At 37.3% G+C, this 19,295-nt stretch carries 15 protein-coding genes and 1 riboswitch; of the genes, 12 read left to right on the top strand and 3 right to left on the bottom strand.

The window, feature by feature from the left end:
- Positions 1-71: 71 nt before the first annotated feature.
- On the top strand, positions 72-1,694 hold the full coding sequence (locus AC07YC_RS20075) for an S-layer homology domain-containing protein (protein WP_494920253.1): 1,623 nt from the start codon (positions 72-74) through the stop codon (positions 1,692-1,694).
- 107 nt (positions 1,695-1,801) lie between these two features.
- Positions 1,802-2,170, top strand: a complete 369-nt coding sequence (locus AC07YC_RS20070; RefSeq protein ID WP_174804750.1) for an ion channel — start codon at positions 1,802-1,804, stop codon at positions 2,168-2,170.
- A gap of 48 nt (positions 2,171-2,218) precedes the next feature.
- Here the strand turns inward: AC07YC_RS20070 and AC07YC_RS20065 are convergent, their stop codons facing one another.
- Positions 2,219-2,506 carry a DUF2653 family protein gene (locus AC07YC_RS20065; protein WP_008176904.1) on the bottom strand — a complete coding sequence of 96 codons (288 nt, stop codon included), beginning with the start codon at positions 2,504-2,506 and terminating at the stop codon, positions 2,219-2,221.
- Positions 2,494-2,958, bottom strand: coding sequence for a hypothetical protein (locus AC07YC_RS20060; RefSeq protein ID WP_008176901.1), 465 nt, complete (start codon positions 2,956-2,958; stop codon positions 2,494-2,496). The genes AC07YC_RS20065 and AC07YC_RS20060 overlap by 13 nt, the downstream gene beginning before the upstream one ends.
- Before the next feature lie 184 nt (positions 2,959-3,142).
- Here AC07YC_RS20060 and AC07YC_RS20055 point away from each other — a divergent pair, with 184 nt between their 5' ends.
- The 10 genes from AC07YC_RS20055 to AC07YC_RS20010 all read left to right on the top strand — a co-directional run bounded on the left by AC07YC_RS20055 (position 3,143) and on the right by AC07YC_RS20010 (position 18,225).
- On the top strand, positions 3,143-4,159 hold the full coding sequence (locus AC07YC_RS20055) for a YdcF family protein (RefSeq protein WP_494920252.1): 1,017 nt from the start codon (positions 3,143-3,145) through the stop codon (positions 4,157-4,159).
- Positions 4,160-4,230: 71 nt separating this feature from the next.
- Positions 4,231-5,517, top strand: coding sequence for an SEL1-like repeat protein (locus AC07YC_RS20050; protein ID WP_494920251.1), 1,287 nt, complete (start codon positions 4,231-4,233; stop codon positions 5,515-5,517).
- A 626-nt stretch (positions 5,518-6,143) separates the two neighbouring features.
- Positions 6,144-7,436 carry a protoglobin domain-containing protein gene (locus AC07YC_RS20045; RefSeq protein WP_494920250.1) on the top strand — a complete coding sequence of 431 codons (1,293 nt, stop codon included), beginning with the start codon at positions 6,144-6,146 and terminating at the stop codon, positions 7,434-7,436.
- A gap of 190 nt (positions 7,437-7,626) precedes the next feature.
- Positions 7,627-9,021 carry a protoporphyrinogen oxidase gene (locus AC07YC_RS20040; protein ID WP_494920249.1) on the top strand — a complete coding sequence of 465 codons (1,395 nt, stop codon included), beginning with the start codon at positions 7,627-7,629 and terminating at the stop codon, positions 9,019-9,021.
- A gap of 102 nt (positions 9,022-9,123) precedes the next feature.
- Positions 9,124-9,223, top strand: a riboswitch (SAM riboswitch).
- Between the two features lie 89 nt (positions 9,224-9,312).
- Positions 9,313-11,160, top strand: a complete 1,848-nt coding sequence (locus AC07YC_RS20035; protein ID WP_494920248.1) for a bifunctional homocysteine S-methyltransferase/methylenetetrahydrofolate reductase — start codon at positions 9,313-9,315, stop codon at positions 11,158-11,160.
- Complete coding sequence (gene metH / locus AC07YC_RS20030) at positions 11,153-14,584, top strand: methionine synthase (protein ID WP_494920247.1); 3,432 nt, start codon at positions 11,153-11,155, stop codon at positions 14,582-14,584. The genes AC07YC_RS20035 and metH overlap by 8 nt, the downstream gene beginning before the upstream one ends.
- A gap of 100 nt (positions 14,585-14,684) precedes the next feature.
- A complete protein-coding gene (locus AC07YC_RS20025) occupies positions 14,685-15,185 on the top strand; it encodes a GNAT family N-acetyltransferase (protein WP_336637258.1) in 501 nt (166 codons plus the stop codon).
- Between the two features lie 108 nt (positions 15,186-15,293).
- Positions 15,294-16,325, top strand: a complete 1,032-nt coding sequence (gene desA, locus AC07YC_RS20020) for a Delta(5) desaturase DesA (RefSeq protein WP_336637259.1) — start codon at positions 15,294-15,296, stop codon at positions 16,323-16,325.
- A gap of 123 nt (positions 16,326-16,448) precedes the next feature.
- Complete coding sequence (locus AC07YC_RS20015; protein WP_419719872.1) at positions 16,449-17,597, top strand: sensor histidine kinase; 1,149 nt, start codon at positions 16,449-16,451, stop codon at positions 17,595-17,597.
- Between the two features lie 16 nt (positions 17,598-17,613).
- A complete protein-coding gene (locus AC07YC_RS20010; protein ID WP_494920246.1) occupies positions 17,614-18,225 on the top strand; it encodes a response regulator in 612 nt (203 codons plus the stop codon).
- Positions 18,226-18,269: 44 nt separating this feature from the next.
- Here AC07YC_RS20010 and AC07YC_RS20005 read toward each other — a convergent pair whose 3' ends face one another.
- A complete protein-coding gene (locus AC07YC_RS20005) occupies positions 18,270-19,244 on the bottom strand; it encodes a proline dehydrogenase family protein (RefSeq protein WP_008173705.1) in 975 nt (324 codons plus the stop codon).
- Positions 19,245-19,295 lie beyond the last annotated feature (51 nt).

Genomic DNA, 19,295 nt, shown 5'->3' with positions numbered 1-19,295 from the left:
TTAACCTATTTTTAACTCCCTTCTAGTAAAATAGTTAAAACAATTACTATTTTTAGGTAGGGAGAGAATGTATGAAACTTTCAAAGAAATTCCGTTTTTTAGCCACAAGCATGCTTGCATTACAGTTAACAATACCTGTCGCTGCGAATGCTGAAGAAACAGAAGATTACATAGCACCAAGTTGGACTACTCAGGCAGATTATGTAGCTCTAGGCGATTCAATTGCACATGGGATGAATGAGGTCGGTGCAATCGGATTAGGCTACACAGATTTTGTTGCACAAGCTTTACAACAAGAGGGCTTTATTACTTCTTATAATAAGGGCTTTGCGATGTCAGGCTATACAACCAAAAATGTGTTAGCAGATATTCAAAATGATGTTGTCAAAACAGTGACTGGTTTTGGCTATCCGATGGAACAGGTTAAATTAAAAGCATCTATTAAAGAGGCAGAGATTATCACGTTAACTGTTGGCGCTAATGACTTACTGCCAATATTAAAAGAATCACAGACAGCCGGAATTGATACGCTAGCCATCATAAAGGCTACAAAAGAGGCTGTAACTAATATTGCAGCAATTTTAACTGAAATAAAAAAATTAAATCCACAAGCAGAAATTTATGTGATGGGCTATTACAATTCGTTTCCATATTATAGTGAGAGCTTACAAAACCAATTTAAAATATTATTGGCTACAATGAATACAACCATTAAAACGACAGTTGAAAAGGCTGGGGCGTTTTTTGTACCTACATCTGATGTTGTGGCAAAGGATGTTCCAACCTATCTTCCTAACCCAGAAAATATTCATTTAAGTGAAGCTGGTTATTTTGCAGTAGCAAATGAGGCGTTTTTACCAATCATAAAAACTAGTACCTTATGGGATGTAACGAAAGCTATTCAAGTCCATGTAAAAGATCGTAAAACGGTGGATGTAAATTGGCAAGAAGCGACGGATAATGTTGGTGTTGAAAAATACAAAGTATATGTAAATGACAAATTAACTTCAACAGTACCTGCTGATACAACCAAGACGACACTTACAGATTTGACTGAGCACACAGCCTACACAATTACAGTAAAAGCAATTGATGCTGCTGGTAATGAAAGCGTTCAAAATCCAACAGCGACTTTCACTACAGGAGAAACAATTCGTTTTACAGATACAGCCAATCATTGGGCAAAAGAGTATATTCAGCAAGCAGCAGAAGCAGGGATGATGAATGGCTATCCAGAAGGCACATTTAAACCTAATCAAAATGTGACACGCGCACAAGTAGCCTCTATATTAGTGAGAAGTTTGGGAATAACAACGCAGGAAAAAGCACCATTTACAGATATCGCTAATTATGATGCGAAAACACAGTCAGAAATTGCGGCAGCGTATGCACATGGCATTATTAAGGGAGCCGATGGGAAGTTTAACCCTGCAAAACCTGTAACACGCGCTGAATTAGCAGTGATGATGGAGCGTGCCTATGAGCAACAATTTAAACAGCCTTATATTGTCCAAGGAAGTGTACCATTTACAGATATTGCATCTTATAATGCAGAGACAAAATATGCCATTACGATGTTATTTGAGCTAGGAATTGTGTCGGGAGATGGACAGAAGTACTCACCGGCAGCTTCAACTACAAGAGGGCAGGCAGCTAAAATGATGGTGAATCTGAAACAATTATTTAGTCAATAAAAAATAAAGGTAGGGGTGAAACAACATCTCTACCTTTTGACGTTATGTCTATAAACAAAGTATAGTCTTACTAAACTGAATATAGTAAAAAAGAGAGGGAAATGAGGATGTTTTCATTTATTTTATCTGCCAAAAGATTAGTTAAAGGATTGTGGCGGTCATTTAAACGACCACAGTTTCTATCATTATTTACGACACTATTCCTCATCATTCTATCGGGTACTTTGTTTTACAAGGGGACAGAGGGTTGGTATTGGCTGGATGCTATGTATTTTGCTGTAGTCAGCTTGATTCCAACAGGCGTAGAAACGGGGCTATACCCAACAACCTCGTTCTCCAAGATTTTTACAATGATCTATCTGATTGTAGGTACGGGTGTAATGTTTATTATGTTGCTCACGCTTGGCCGCTCTATTGTAGACTTTTCCTTAAATGAGGAGGAAGAGGTTGCAGTTAAGAAACATTTGAAAAAGTAGAATAGCCGTACAATGAATCTGATGAAAGATTCATTGTACGGCTATATTTTATGAAAGCTTTGCTATAATGCCTTCTTCATCGTCTAAAACAAGTTCAATGCCTGTTGAAAAAGGATCACCATGTAGAACATCTTTTATCCAAACACGCAAGGCACCAATCATGGCTCCTGTATTGAGTATTTCGATTTGACCATTTACTTCAACCTCCGCACCGAAGCCTGTGTCATCATCGTATGTCAATTCGACGATAACATCCTCTGGGCGAATGCTCTTATAATACGCTTGAGATAAACAAATAGCGTTAATAATATCTTGCTCGTTTATTATTTGTGCCATTGGGCTTCCTCTTTGCGTTTTTTATCTTTAAACATATTCATAATTTTTACGACTAGCATCACAATAACAGCAATTGCAGCTACATTAATAAGCAATCCTAGAATATTTCCAAGTAACCCCATACCGCTAAATAAGCTACCGAATAATAAACCTGCAAGCCCCCCAAGCATTAATCCTTTCATAAGGCCACCTGAGAAGAAACCACCTTTTTTAGTTGTATCAGCTTTATTTGTTGAGTTTGTGTTGTTTTTATTTGTTGTGGCATTTTTTTGATCTTTAGAAGTGTCCTGAGATTTCTGGATATTTGAGCTATTGTTATTGTTTGAGAAGCCTTTTTTACCTGATTTATAGGATTTAGCCTCTGCTGTTGGTGTGTCAGAGATGAATAATGTTGCACCAACTGTGGAAAATATTAGTGTCGCTGCAAATAGAGCGGCAAGAATTTTTTTCATTACTTACATTCCTCCAATATAATTTTTGGTTTGGTCATAAACTAGTTCTTATATAGTAATATTACATGAACTTTATTAAAAAATAAAACCAATACCTTCTAGAAATGAGTAATATCAAAAAATTTGAACAAATAGTGACAGAAGAAGTATTTGTGAAAATTATACAATAGAAAGGGGTGAAACGATGCTAGTCACATTAATAACCTTCATCTCCATATTTTTATTGCTGTATCTGACAGAAAAAAGGCGTTTCCTCAACGCGGTAGCTCTCGGCTTGATAGGGGTATATATAATCAGAGCGTTCATTATACACTATCCTTTATTACTGCCAAATGATCAGGGAATCATTTCAGAAATGGGGATTTTTATTATGCTAGGAAGCTTTCCTAGTATCATGTTTATTTTATCTATAGCCATGTTTTTCAATAGTAAGGTTTTGTTAGAAAAGGAAGGACGTAAAGTACGGAATTTAATGTTAGCTATTTTGGGGCTTAGTTTTGTTATTATGATGATATGGTATGTATTTGTCATTTTTATTCAGATCGAAAATGTGCTTTGGCATATTCTTTTCTTCTATGCGTTTATAATTTTTGGCTATACAATGTTTTTATACACGAGTGTTCTAGCATACGCTGTATTGTATCATTTCACACCTATACGCTATGAACCAAATTATATAATAGCCCTAGGATCAGGATTAATTGGCGATAGAGTTCCACCACTTTTAGCAAGTCGTTTAAATGAAGCGGTAAAGCAATACAAAAAGTACGGGGAAAGACCGTTTATCATTGTCTCAGGTGGTCAAGGGACTGATGAAAAAGTATCAGAGGCCAGGGCTATGAAAACCTATTTATTAGATGTCCATGATATTCCTGCGAATAAAGTTCTAATGGAAGATCAGTCGACCAATACAGAAGAAAATATGATTTTTACGAAAAACATAATGGATCAACATGCTCAAGGCGAAAAATACCGTTCCATATTTGTCACAAATAATTTTCACGTATTTCGCGCAAGTCTCTATGCAAAAAAAGCAAAACTAGATGCAGAAGGGGTTGGCTCAAAAACAGCCTTCTACTATGTTCCTAATGCATTTACAAGAGAATTTATAGGCTTATTAGAAATGAATAAATGGGCTCATATTACAGTTTTTTTAATCATTACGCTATTTATAGGCTTACTGTTGCGAGCATATGTGTAACCAAAATTCAACTGTCTTCCATATAATAGTGGCAAGGCAGTTTTTTACATAATGTGCAAGGGAGGAAAACAATGTACGAGCAAATTTTAGCTAAGCGCAATAAGGAACGCATTCATTCCCTACAAGAAGTCATACAAACGAAAAATACATGGTTTGCTCAACATATAAAATTACTAACATTCACTGAAGTTAACTTAACAGCCTTGCAAAAAATACTGTATCAAATAGTGCGAGGGTTATTAAAAGATCAGCAACAGCGACATTTGCAAATTGTCCATTCAGATCAAACACAATCTGTGCAGGACAATGTATTAACGCTGTTAGCTGAGTATGATGATGTGTTGCGTGATGCTATTCCACAGCCAATCTATATACTCATTTGGCAAATTTCATCCCTCGAAAGGTTAACAAGCAGAATAGAAGTGGTAGATGATGTACTTGATGTAGTTGAATGGTATTTCTGCCATCAGGATAATCAAGTCAAGGTTTTAGATGAAGAAGACTTAGATCATGAGGTAATGATTGATTTATATAAAGAGGCGGTTGAGGATCAGGACACGGATGCACAATATCAGCTAGGGGAATATTACAATGCTAAGGAGGGAAATTGTTTTCAACCTGAAAAATCATTAAAATGGTTCGAATTAGCCTCAGCCCAAGGAAATGCAGATGCGCAATATGTGCTTGGGAATTTTTATTTTGAGGGAGTCGGTGTTGAGGAGAATTACACTCAGGCTTTTTCTTTATATGAAGAGGCTGCTTTACAGGGGCATGCCGATGCTGCCAATAATTTAGCGGATATGTACTTTAATGGAGAGGGTGTGCCGCAGGATTTTACTCTAGCAAAAAAATGGTTTGATTTTGCAGCTAGTAAAAATGTGGCGGAGGCTATGTTTACGCTAGGAATTATGTATGAGCAAGGGTTAGGAGTTAAAAAAGATACGAATGCAGCTTTTAATTCGTATAAAAAGTCTGCCGAAACTGGATATGTGGAAGCACAGTATCATCTAGGCGGTATCTATTTAGAGGGGCGTCTTGATCAAGCAAAAGATATAAATCGAGGTTTATTTTGGTATGAAAGAGCAGCAGAGCAATTTCATATCGATGCCTTTTATGATTTAGGTTTTATTTGGAGTAAAGGCTTAACAGGCATTCGAAATATTGAAAAGGGCATTCATTGGTTTAAACAGGCTGCTCTGCAAGGGGATGCAGATGCAAAGCTACAGCTAGGTCATATATATAATAAAGGTGAGGGAGTCGCCAGAAATCTGAAGGAGGCTATTAAGTGGTATGGACTTGCTGCAGATGCTGGCATAGAAGAAGCCGCAAAATTAGTAGAAGAACTTAAGGAATTGTAAATTTTATATTAAAATTTCATGGTTCATTAAGATTATTTATATGGTCTAACTTAATAATCCTTTTGTATTGCATGAGGGTTTATTTATGAGTATTTATAATTATTTAGAATAAGGGTATAAAATATTAATATAGTGAAATTTAATGATGAACGATTGAAAAATAGAAAAAAGATAAAAAAAATAAGCATAATCAAACAAACAAATGAAACAAAAGGCTACCAATAATATTGTGGTAGCTTTTTTTTGATGAAATTCAGACAATGGAGCAGTAAGGACTTTATATACATATTATGTAAAATTATGGTATAAATAAAATTGACAGTAATTTTTAAAATGTTTAAGGTAAATGAGTAATTTTGAAATGAAACATACATAAATAAATCGACTGTAGTCAATGTATAGAGAAAATCTGTTAGTTGAGTGCAATTCACCTTTTTTCATGATAGAACAATGTGTGGCTGCTTTTGGAGGAAGCAGTGTGACAAATGAAATAGCTGAGGCAAATGGGATCATAGTAATAGGGTCAGCTTATGAATCGGTATTTTTTGTTGTATCAATCAATATGCTAAAAGGTATTTGTTGTTTCTCAGCCTGATAAAGTAAACGGAACGAAAGAGGGAAGATAAGTGATTTTTCAAAAACAGAGTAAGACGAAGGCGTTGGATTTACAGCAATATACGGTGAAAATGGAGCTGTCTAATCGCCAATTAATGGTGAAGCAAATTGAAATGCTAAATGTAACGAAGCGAGACTTACAATATTTAAAAGCATTCCAGCCGTATGTTATGGACAATGTTGATCACATCGTAAACCGTTTTTACAATATGATCGGTACCGAACAACATTTGGTAAATATTATTAGTCATCATAGTTCTGTAGAAAAGCTTAAAATAACATTACGACAGCATATTATTGAAATGTTTAACGGAACGATTGATGAGGATTTTTACCAAAGGCGTGTGAAAATTGCAAAGGTGCACGTACATATTGGGCTTAGAACACAATGGTATATTTGCGCGTTCCAAGATTTATCTCTCTCATTTATAGACTTGGTTGAACAGCATATTGATCATCCACAAGATCAGTTTAATACAATAAGGGCCATTTCTAAAATTTGTAACTTCGAGCAGCAGCTTGTTTTAGAGGCATATGAAAATACAGTTGAACAGCATAAAGAAAACATGGAACAAGAAAAAGAAGCAATTGAACGACAAATTGTACAATCCTCTGAATTGCTTGCGACCATTTCACAGGAAACCAATAATTCGTTTTGCAGACTAAGCGAGCAGTCTGGGGATATTGAACAATTGGCAAAGAGATCGCTAGAGGTGTCTACTCTGGCTGAAAACCAAGCACTGGATGGACGTGAATGTTTAAAGAAACAATCATTAAATATGCATAATATTATTCAATCTCTTCATGATATAGAAGAAAATATTGAACAATTGTCTGATATGTCGAAGGAAATGGAAACGATTATGAGTGTCGTTACCAATATTGCCAATCAGACCAATTTATTGGCCTTAAATGCCGCTATTGAAGCAGCCCGTGCCGGAGAAGCAGGGAAGGGGTTTAGTGTAGTAGCTGATGAAGTACGTAAATTATCCATTCAAACAAAGGAATCTGTCACCGCTGTTGCATTATTGTTGCAAAAAACGAGTGAACGCACTGGGAAATTAGAGCAATCTCTCATTCATATCCAAGATGAAGTGGCATCTGGTGAGGATAATATGTTACACACAGAAGGACAATTTACAAATATAGTAGGGGCAATGACAGAAGCAAAAGATCAAAATGATTGCATGGCGACGAAAATACAAGCAATCGCAGGTATATTAAGTGGGCTGGGTAGTTCTTTTACTGAAGTAACGAACTCAGCAGAAAAATTAGCTAGCTTTGCTCAAAATTTAAAAAGCTAGATCACTAGTAGCTATATTAAACACTATAGTACTCATTATAATGTGTGTTTAGTAAGCATAATTCTTGGAGCTAGAGTTATCTCACAGTTGAGATAGCTCTATTTTTGCTAAATTTGTAAAGGGTTTAACGTAATTTTCAATGAAAATAAGTTTATACTGTAGACAGAACTAAAAATAGGGGCGGTTGACTATGAAAACAGTTGTTGTATTAGGTGGCGGTATTACTGGTTTATGCACAATGCATTATCTACAACGCCAAGTGAAGGAAAAAAATTTAGATGTTCAGCTAGTGCTCGTAGAAAAAAATACATATTTAGGTGGCAAACTATATTCAGCCTATGAACAAGGTTTTATTATGGAAACTGGTGCTGACTCTATCGTAGCTCGCCATAAAGGTGTAATGGAGCTAGTGCAGGAGCTAGACTTTGAAGATCATCTCGTTTACAACGAAACAGGTGTATCCTATATTTATACAAATAACGAGCTGCACGCCATTCCAGCGGATTCTACTTTCGGTATACCTATGAGTGTGGCTTCACTTGAGGAAAGTACTCTTATCTCTGATCAGGCCAAACAAGAAGCTTTAAAAGATTTAACTTTACCCAATGCAGATTTTACAAAAGAAAGCTCGATAGGGGAATTTTTAACTTATTATCTTGGCGAAGAGCTTGTGGAAAATCAAATTGCACCTGTTTTAGCAGGTGTCTATTCTGGTGATTTACATCAACTTTCTATTGCCTCTACTTTACCTTATTTAATTGACTATAAAAATGACTATGGAAGTATCATAAAAGGTTTTGATGCGAATCGTGAGCAATTTGTTAAAGCTGCTAATAAAAAATTTATTTCATTTCAAAATGGATTATCCTCTTTAATTGAGCGATTAGAACAGACATTAACAGAGGTAGATATCATTAAAGGGGTAGCCACAAATCATGTCCAAAAAATGGGGAACCAGTATTTGATTTCATTAGCAAATGGTCAAAACATTGAGGCGGATTATGTTGTTCTAGCGCTACCGAATGAAGCGGTTCAAAGTATATTACAGGACGACTCCTTAACACATTATTTTGATCAGTTTACTACAGCTTCAGCCATTACTATTTATCTAGGCTTTGATGTGCCTGATGCAAACTTACCTGCGGATGGAACAGGCTATATTGTATCGCATAATTCTGATGTCACTTGTAATGCAGCAACTTGGACGAGCCGCAAGTGGAAGCATACATCGAAAAACAATCAGCTACTTGTTCGCCTATTCTATAAGAGTATTAATCCGGCGTATGAGCAGTTACGTAAAATGACTGACGACGAATTGGCAGCCGTCGCATTAGAAGATGTTCGCAAAAGCCTAGGAATTGATGAAAAGCCAACTGTTGTGAATGTCACAAAGTGGATTGATCAAATGCCTAAATATGACTTAGCTCACCGGGAAGCGCTGCAAGGCTTACTACTAGAGCTGAATGAAAACTATCCGAATTTATCGATAGCGGGTTGCTCGTATTTTGGAGTAGGTATTGGTGCTTGCATTCAAAATGGGAAAAAAATTGGTGAAGAGCTTGCCGAGGAACTATCCAATTTCTAAGTTTTTAAACGAAAAATTTCTTTGTTATGTGAAATAGTCTTGACTCATTCGTCTGTAAACGATATGATTCTTTTAATTATTTAAAAAATTCATACTTAATAATTCTTATCAAGAGAAGCAGAGGGACTGGCCCATTGAAGCTTCAGCAACCAACTTTTTGTCAGGTGCTAAATCCAGAAGACCGTTGAGTCGAAGATGAGAAGGAACAATAATGATGAGTCGTTAAAGCCTTCTTTTTATATAAAAGAAGGCTTTTTATTATACAGAAATAGAGGAAGAGAGGCTAGTTTTATGGGATTGCTTGAAAGGTTAAAAACGCATGTATTGACGGCAGACGGTGCAATAGGCACAGTGTTGTATGGCTATGGATTGGAGTATTGTCATGAGGAAATGAATGTTCAGAGACCTGAATTAATTGAAAAGATTCATAGAGAATATATCGCAGCGGGTGCTGATATTATTCAAACGAATACGTACGGTGCCAATGCCATTAAATTAGCTCGCTATGGACTAGAATCAAGTGTCCAACAATTTAATGAAGCAGCTATTACTATTGCCAAGCGAGCAGCAGCGGATGGCGGTCAATTTGTTTTAGGAACGATTGGTGGTATTCGTGGCATTCGTAAAAGCGATGCAACATTAGATGACATATTAGCGACCGTTGATGAGCAGGCAAGTGTGTTACTTGCAGGAAATCCTGATGGTCTTTTACTCGAAACTTATTATGATTTTGAAGAATTAACAGCGACATTAAACATGCTACGCGCCAAAACTAATATACCGATAATTGCTCAAGTATCTATGCATGAGCCTGGTGTTTTACAAAATGGTATGTCTTTAAACAATGCGCTACATGAATTAGAGACTCTTGGTGCAGATATTGTTGGTGTCAATTGTCGTCTTGGTCCATATCATACGATTCAAGCGTTTGAGGGGGTAGAACTTCCGAAAAAGGCATTTATGTCAGCCTATCCAAATGCTTCGCTATTAGATTTAGAGGACGGGCGTGTTGTTTATGAGTCGGAGGCTGATTATTTTGGTCGCGCTGCTGTTGAGCTCCGTGATCAGGGTGTTCGTTTAATTGGGGGCTGTTGTGGTACGACACCAAAGCATATTGCAGCCGCAAAGAAGTATTTAGAAGAGCTATCACCAGTTAGTGAAAAGCATGCGAAGCCTGCAAAGATTGAGATTGTTCGTGATGCCGAGCCAGCTAAATATGAACCACTTCATGAAAAAGTAAAGCGTGAACGCTCGGTCATCGTAGAGTTGGATACACCTAGACACTTAGAAATAGATGGATTTCTGGAAGGGGCCAAGCAACTATATGAGGCAGGTGCCGATGTAGTTATGATGGCAGACAATTCATTGGCATCCCCACGTATTAGCAACATTGCAATGGGGGCTTTATTGAAAAGTACTAATGGCGTACGCCCCCTTACACATATTACCTGTCGAGATCGTAATTTAATTGGTCTGCAATCACATTTAATGGGGTTAAATGCCTTAGGTATTCATGATGTGCTAGCTGTTACAGGAGACCCAACGAAGGTTGGAGATTTTCCTGGTGCCACTAGTGTCTATGATGTCTCCTCGATGGAGCTTATCCAATTAATTAAACAATTAAATGAAGGAGTCTCTTTCTCAGGGAAACCACTTCGGAAAAAGGCTAACTTCTCTGTGGCTGCTGCATTTAACCCAAATGTTCGTGTTTTAGATCGTGCTGTGGCACGCTTAGAAAAAAAGATTGAGCATGGGGCAGACTATTTCATTTCACAGCCTGTTTATACAAAGGAAAAAATTATAGAAATATATGAAGCAACGAAGCATTTACAAGCACCGATTTATATTGGCATTATGCCTGTTACGAGTTATAAAAGTGCAGAGTTTTTACATCATGAGGTGCCAGGCATAAAATTATCTGAAGATGCTTTATCAAGGATGAAAGCATGTGGTGAAGATAAGGGACGCGCCACACTTGAGGGCATTGCAATTGCCAAGGAATTAGTAGAGGTGGCCGCGCAATATTTCAATGGCATTTACCTTATTACACCATTTTTACGCTACGATGTGACATTAGAATTAATGAAATATATAGAGCAATTGGATGAACAGAAAAAAGGGGTAAGTATAAATGGCTAAGCACTTGATAGAAGAACAACTTGATAAACGAATATTAATTCTCGATGGCGCAATGGGAACCATGCTGCAAAATGAAAACTTATCAGCAGATGATTTTGGTGGGGAGGATCTAGATGGCTGTAATGAAAATCTAGTACTTACTAGACCAGATATCATTGAGAAAATTCATCATAAGTACTTAGAGGCAGGGGCAGATATTATTTGTACAAATACATTTGGTGGAACACCTCTTGTATTAAATGAATATGATCTAGGTGCAAAAGCAGAAGAAATTAATAAACGTGCAGTCGAAATTGCTCGTCAAGCAGTTGACAATTACACGACTTCCGATTGGCCCCGCTTCGTTGCAGGCGCAATGGGCCCAACAACGAAGACGTTGTCAGTAACAGGTGGTATTACATTTGATGAATTAGAAGAAAATTTCTTTGTGCAGGCAAAAGCATTGATTGAAGCTGGGGCAGATGTGCTATTGCTAGAGACAAGTCAGGATATGTTAAATGTGAAAGCAGGTACCCTTGGAGTAACACGTGCTTTCGAGGTAACCGGTAAAGAGTTACCTGTGATGATTTCTGGAACTATTGAGCCTATGGGGACTACTCTTGCAGGGCAAACCATTGATGCCTTTTATATTTCCATCGAGCATATTCAACCATTATCGGTGGGCTTAAACTGTGCGACGGGACCTGAATTTATGACGGATCATATTCGCTCATTAGCAGAGCTGTCAACGGGGTATATTAGCTGTTATCCGAATGCAGGCTTGCCAGATGAAGAAGGATGTTATCATGAGTCTCCAGAATCTTTATCGCAAAAATTAAAAGGATTTGCAGAAAAGGGTTGGCTCAATATTGTGGGTGGTTGCTGTGGTACAACTCCAGCACATATTGCGGCTCTACGTGAAATTTTAAAAGATGAAAAGCCTCGTCAGCTACCAGAAAAAACGCATGGTCACGCTGTATCAGGTATCGAGCCACTTTTATACGATGATTCTATGCGCCCGCTATTTATTGGGGAAAGAACAAATGTTATTGGTTCTCGTAAATTCAAAAACCTAATTATTGATGGGAAATTTGAGGAAGCAGCTGAGATTGCAAGGGCGCAAGTGAAAAATGGCGCACATGTCATAGATATTTGCTTGGCGAACCCAGATCGTGATGAATTAGCAGATATCCGTGGCTTTATGCAGGAGGTTGTGAAAAAAGTTAAGGTTCCACTTGTTATTGATTCCACAGACGAAAAGGTTATTGAAGAGGCCCTCAAGTTTTCGCAAGGGAAGGCCATCATTAACTCTATTAACTTAGAAGATGGCGAAGAACGGTTTGATGCCGTATTGCCATTAGTGAAAAAGTACGGTGCCTCGTTAGTTGTGGGAACAATCGATGAAACAGGGATGGCAGTCGATCGTCATCGGAAGCTTGAAATAGCCGAACGTTCCTATCAATTACTAACAGAAAAATGGGGAATGCAACCTGAAGATATCATTTTTGACCCATTAATGTTCCCAGTAGGAACGGGGGATGAGCAATATATTGGCTCAGCACTTGAAACAATTGAAGGAATTCGTCTCATTAAAGAAAAAATGCCCCGTACATTGACGGTGCTTGGAGTTAGTAATATTTCGTTTGGCTTACCACCGGTTGGACGTGAGGTTCTCAATGCTGTATACCTTTATCATTGTACACAGGCTGGTTTAGATTATGCCATCGTCAATACTGAAAAGCTAGAACGGTATGCATCGATCCCAGAAGCGGAAATTAAACTAGCCAATGATTTGTTATTTAATACTAATGATGAAACATTAGCCGTATTTACTGATTTTTATCGTGATAAAAAGAAGGAAAAGACTGAAGCGGATATTCCGAAAACTGTAGAAGGTCGCTTAGCCTACTATATATTGGAGGGGACCAAAGAAGGTCTTATTGCTGATTTAGAGGCTGCGCGAGAACTATTTGAGTCACCTCTTGATATTATAAATGGACCTTTAATGAATGGGATGGCTGAGGTTGGTCGTTTGTTTAATGATAACCAATTGATCGTAGCAGAGGTTTTACAATCTGCTGGAGTGATGAAGGCTGCTGTTGCCCATTTAGAGCAGTACATGGAAAAGAACGAGGAGAGTGCAGGCAAGGGGAAAATGGTGCTTGCTACTGTAAAAGGTGATGTGCACGATATTGGAAAAAACCTTGTTGATATTATTTTAAGTAACAATGGCTATAAGGTTGTAGACTTAGGTATTAAGGTGACACCTGCTCAATTAATAGAAGCTATTCGCAAGGAAAAGCCAGATTTCATTGGATTATCGGGTCTATTAGTTAAATCAGCACAGCAAATGGTCACTACTGCCCAAGATTTCAAAGAGGCAGGAATTGATGTGCCAATTTTAGTAGGTGGAGCTGCACTTTCCCGCCGTTTTACAGAAACAAAAATTGCTGATGAATATGGTGGTCCTGTTATTTACGCAAAGGATGCGATGCAAGGATTAGAGCAGGCCAATTTATTAATGGGTGAAGGCACACGTGAAAATTTCTTAGCAGAAATAGCGGAATCTCGCCAAAAACGTTTAGAGGCAGATGAAAAACGAGCAGCTCGTCCTGTCAAAGAGATTACAATAAAACCTGCCCGTACAGTAAAGGAAGCACCCGTATTTTTACCGGCAGATTTGCGTCGTCATGTAAAGAAGGAATATGCTGTTTCACATTTATATCCATATGTGAATATGCGGACATTGCTTGGGCACCATCTGGGGTTAAAAGGGCAAGTTCAACCTTTACTAGATGCTGGCGATCCAAGAGCAACTGAGCTTAAAGATTTAGTGGATGATTATTTAAAAAGTGATTTATTAAAGCCTTCAGGTTTATATCAATTCTTCCCTGCCCAAGCAGATGGAGATGATGTAATTATTTATGATCCTGCAGATAACAAAACAGAAATTGAACGTTTTACTTTCCCGCGTCAGCAGGTCGTACCTTTTTTATGCCTGGCTGATTTCTTAAGAACAGTAGAAAGTGGAGAAATGGATTATGTTGCACTTATGGTAGTGACAGCAGGGCAAGGAGTTATGGCAAAAGCTCGGCAACTAAAAGAAGATGGTAAATTCCTTGAAAGTCATGCCTTGCAGTCGACGGCATTAGAATTAGCAGAGGGCTTTGCTGAGCGCATGCATCAAGAAATTCGTGATCAATGGGGTTTCCCAGACGTGACAGACTTTACGATGCGCGATCGTTTTGCGGCTAAGTACCAGGGACAACGTTTTTCTTTTGGTTATCCAGCATGCCCAAACTTAGAGGATCAAGAAAAATTGTTTGGCTTACTAAAGCCTGAGGATATTGGTGTTCATTTAACGGAAGGCTTTATGATGGAGCCAGAAGCCTCTGTATCGGCGATTGTTTTTGCTCATCCTGATGCTCGATACTTCAATGTATAAGGCGTAAAATATGAGGATATAGATAGTGGATGGATTGCTTATTTATATCTTCTTTTCTTGCTATTGAAGGGAAGGATAATTTCGGAAGGACGTGAGGAAAATGATTCGATCGATGGAAGAAAAAGATATACCTGAGGTGTTAGAAATTTATAATGATATTATTTTAACGAGCAAAGCAGTCTATCGATATGAAATTCAATCTTTAGATGAAAAAAAGAAATGGTTTAGCGACCAGCAAGCATTAGGAAATCCGTTGTTTGTATATGACGATAATGGGATGGTCGCTGGCTTTGCAACTTATAGTCAATTCCGTCCTTATCCGGGTTATAAATATACAATGGAGCACTCCGTTTATGTACATAAGGATCACTATCAAAAAGGTATTGCAACGAGTCTTATGCTTAAGCTAATAGAAAAAGCGAAGGAACAAGGGGTAAAGACATTGGTTGCTGGTATAGATGGAGAGAATATTGGTAGTATTAAAGCACATAAGAAACTAGGCTTTGAATATGCAGGAACCATTAAAAATGCAGGCTATAAATTTGAACAATGGTTAGATCTTGTGTTCTACCAACTGCAGCTGACTGGACCCAATTCATAAAAGGATATGACAAATGTCATATCCTTTTTGTGATGTTTGCGTCTGTTGCTGACTTATACTCTTGTTTTATGATGAGGTCATAAGGAAAAGGAAACGAGGGAGTAAAAGATGGCAACAATTAAAGAAAAAACAAAAAAATTACGCCAAGATGTAGCGCCTTTTGCTAAATCAGATATGCGTAAAAGTGTTTTTCAAATGATCAATACCATTGTACCGTTAATTGCTTTGTGGGTGGCAGGTTACTTGTTAGTGGATGTTTCACCTTGGCTAACAGCTGGTTTAAGCGTTATTTCAGCTGGTTTTGTCGTAAGAACTTTTATTATCTTTCATGATTGTACACACGGGTCATTTTTCAAAAGTAAAAAGGCAAACGACTGGGTTGGATTTTTTACTGGAGTGTTAACGTCATTCCCATATGAAAAATGGAAGCGTGAGCATACAATTCACCATGCAACAAGCTCAAACTTAGACAAGCGTGGTATTGGTGACATTGATATGATGACTGTGGAAGAATATATGCAAGCCTCAAAGGGTCAACGATTATGGTATCGCTTCTATCGTAACCCATTTGTAATGTTTGGTTTAGGACCTTTATATATGGTACTTGTTTTAAATCGTTTTAATCGTAAGGATGCAAAGAAAAAGGAACGTACCAACACAATGTTAACGAATATTGTCATTGTCGGAGTTTGTGCCGCTTTAATCTTCTTTATGGGCTGGCAAGCATTTTTATTAGTCCAAGGTGTGACACTATTTATTGCAGGTGCTTTAGGAATTTGGTTATTTTATATTCAGCACACATATGAAGATTCTTACTTTGAACATGATTCAGAGTGGGATTATGTGAAAGCAGCAGTAGAAGGTAGCTCATATTATAAATTGCCGAAAATTTTACAATGGGTTACTGGGAATATCGGTTTCCATCATGTCCATCACTTGGCTCCTCGTGTACCTAACTATAATCTTGAAAAGGCTCATAATGAAACACCGCCATTACACACGGCGACAACGATTACTTTACGAACTAGTTTAGAATCATTGCGTTATAAGCTATATGATGAAGAGCAAAATAAATTTGTATCGTTTAAAGAAGTCGAATTAATTATAAAACGGAAAGCAAAAGGCAGTATTGCCGCTTAGTTAAAACAGCCATCTCAATTAGAGAGATGGCTGTTTTAACTATAGCCGAGAAAATAAGCATGTATGGGCAAAAAAATAATTTTCTTGTTATAATAAGGGAAAAGTAGGAAAGAGCGTGAGATTATGTTGAGAAAATGGCATAGTATTATTCCGAATAGTCCTATGCTCAGTATATATTTATGGATTATTTTTTGCTTTCTACCGTTTTTCTTCATTTTTAGAAAATCATCTTATATAGAAATCTCTATAGGTATTACGTTTTTAATGCTATATTTTATTTTCTATCGATTTTCCATGAATTCGAAAAGCGGACTAGTATATATGTGGATCAGCTTTGAAATGGTTATTAATATAGTCATGACGATTTTATATGGTTATGTTTATCTTTCCATTTTTACTGCATTTTTTATTGGAAATATACGAAGACCAGTTGGTTTCTATATTATGTACGGTCTACATATTGGCTTTACAGTCATATCTACAGGTGCTGGCTTTTTTGTTGAGCTTCACTTATTTTTATCACAATTACCTTTTGTCGTATTAACTATTTTAGCAGTTGTTCTACTACCGCTAACGATCTATTCCAAAAACAAACGCGAGAACTTAGAGGGGCAGTTAGAAACGGCCAATGAGCGTATTGCAGAGTTAATTGTTTTTGAAGAACGACAACGTATAGCACGTGATTTACATGATACACTGGGGCAAAAATTGTCTATGATTGGTTTGAAAAGTGATTTAGCAACAAGGTTGATTGAGCGTGATCCACAGCAAGCTTTAGTTGAAATAAAGGATATACGCCAAACTGCCAGTATCGCCTTAAAAGAGGTTCGTGAATTAGTTTCAGACATGCGTACAGCAAAATTTGAAGATGAGCTTATGCGTATTTCTCAAATCTTAAAGGCAGCAGAAATGGAGTTTGTCTTTGAAGGCGATAAAAATGCCTTGCAAGTGCCACCGCTTGTAGAAAATGTTTTGTCTATGTGCTTAAAAGAGGCTGTAAATAATGTTGTGAAACATAGTGGTGCTACAAAATGCGAAATAGCTTTCCATCAAAATTTTAAAGAAGTTTACTTAGTAGTTCGTGATAATGGACAAGGAATTACGAAAAAACAAGCATGGAAAACTGGGAACGGATTAAAAGGAATGCGTGAGCGATTAGAGTTTATCAACGGTTCCTTCAAAATTGAAAGTGTGGACGGCACGACGTTATCAGTAACCATTCCGGTGGCTATTACGCATCAAAGTGTGAAAGAAAATCTGAAGAACATATAGAAAAGAGGCTTGTGACATGATACGAATTGTGATTGCTGAAGATCAGGGGATGCTGTTAGGCGCTCTTCGCTCTTTACTTAGTATGGAGGAGGATATGGAGGTCGTTGGCTTAGCAAAAAATGGTGAGGAAGCATTGATGCTTGTTAAAGAGCACCAGCCTGATATTTGTGTTATGGATATTGAAATGCCAGTTAAAACCGGCCTTGATGCAGCAGAAGAAATGCATAGCTCTGGCTCGGATTGTAAAGTCATTATTTTAACTACATTTGCTAGACCAGGTTATTTCGAGCGTGCTAGAAAAGCTAGTGTAAGGGGATATTTATTAAAGGATAGCCCTATTGAGGAATTAGTTTCTGCCATTCGGACTATTATGGATGGTAAACGCATTTATGCCCCTGAGCTCGTTGATTTTGTGTATGAGGATGATAGTGAAAATCCATTAACTGAGCGAGAAAGTCAGGTGCTGACTCTTGTAGCAGAGGGCAAAACAACAAAGGAAATTGCCGCAGAGCTATTTTTATCTGCTGGAACTGTTCGTAATTATATTTCAACGATTTTAGAAAAATTAAATGTAGGCAATCGTATCGAAGCCATTGCACGCTTTAAAGAAAAAGGGTGGAATAAATAGGAAAAGAACCTTATCGCATAGTAGCGGCAAGGTTCTTTTCTGTTTTACTTATTGCGTTTTGTTAAGCGTCCAAGAACGAATGCACCTGCAGCTACAGCAAGAACTGTATTCGTCTTTTTCGTAAACACTTGTTTTGTGACAAGGTTAAGGTTTTGAGGACGTTCAGCTAGGCGACGCATAAAGTAACCGTACCAATCTTCGCCGAATGGAACGTACACACAGAAGTTATAGCCTTCTTTAGCTAGCTCTTTTTGCATATCTGTACGGAATCCATATAGCATTTGGAATTCGAATTTATCAAGTGGAATATTATGATCAGCTACAAAGCGTTTAACGTGAGCAATAATATTATGGTCATGTGTAGCAATGGACGTAAATTTACCATGTAGTAAATGATATTCAATTAACTCAATAAAGTTTAAATCGATATCCAATTTATCTTGATAAGCAACCTCAACAGGCTCTTTATAAGCTCCTTTTACGATACGTAAACGGTAGTCCTTGAATTTTTCGATATCGTCTTTTGCACGGTAAAAGTAAGATTGAATGACAGTTCCAACATTATTAAATGTTTTAGACAACTCTTCTACCATATCAAAAGATGTTTGAAGACGCCCAAAGTCCTCCATGTCGAAGTTAACAAATATATCATAAGCAGCCGCTTTTTCAACAATTTCATACAGATTGTCATAGCAGAAATCTACATCAATATCTAAGCCTAATTGAGAAGGCTTTAATGAAATATGTGCTTTTACATCATTTTCATGAATAGCTTCTACCACAGAGAGAATTTTATCTTTTGCAGCAGTTGCTTCTTCTTTACTTGAAACAAATTCACCAAGGTTATCTACTGTACATGAGATATTATGTGCATTTAGCTCTTTGATGCTTGCAATTGTTTCTTCAATATTTGTACCAGCTACTACACTTTGTGCTCCTAATTTTAGGCCATATTTCTTTGCAGCACTATTCAATAGTTGGTTTTCGGAAAGCTGGATGAAAAAATCGCGTAATAACATGGTCATTCTCCTAACTGCATTTTCTTTTTAGTATATCATAAATTATTAAAT

It is taken from the genome of Lysinibacillus sp. GW247-5R2A (assembly GCF_059424475.1).
Note: the sequence above shows the minus strand (reverse complement) of the source record. Positions and strands in the feature narration are given on the sequence as shown.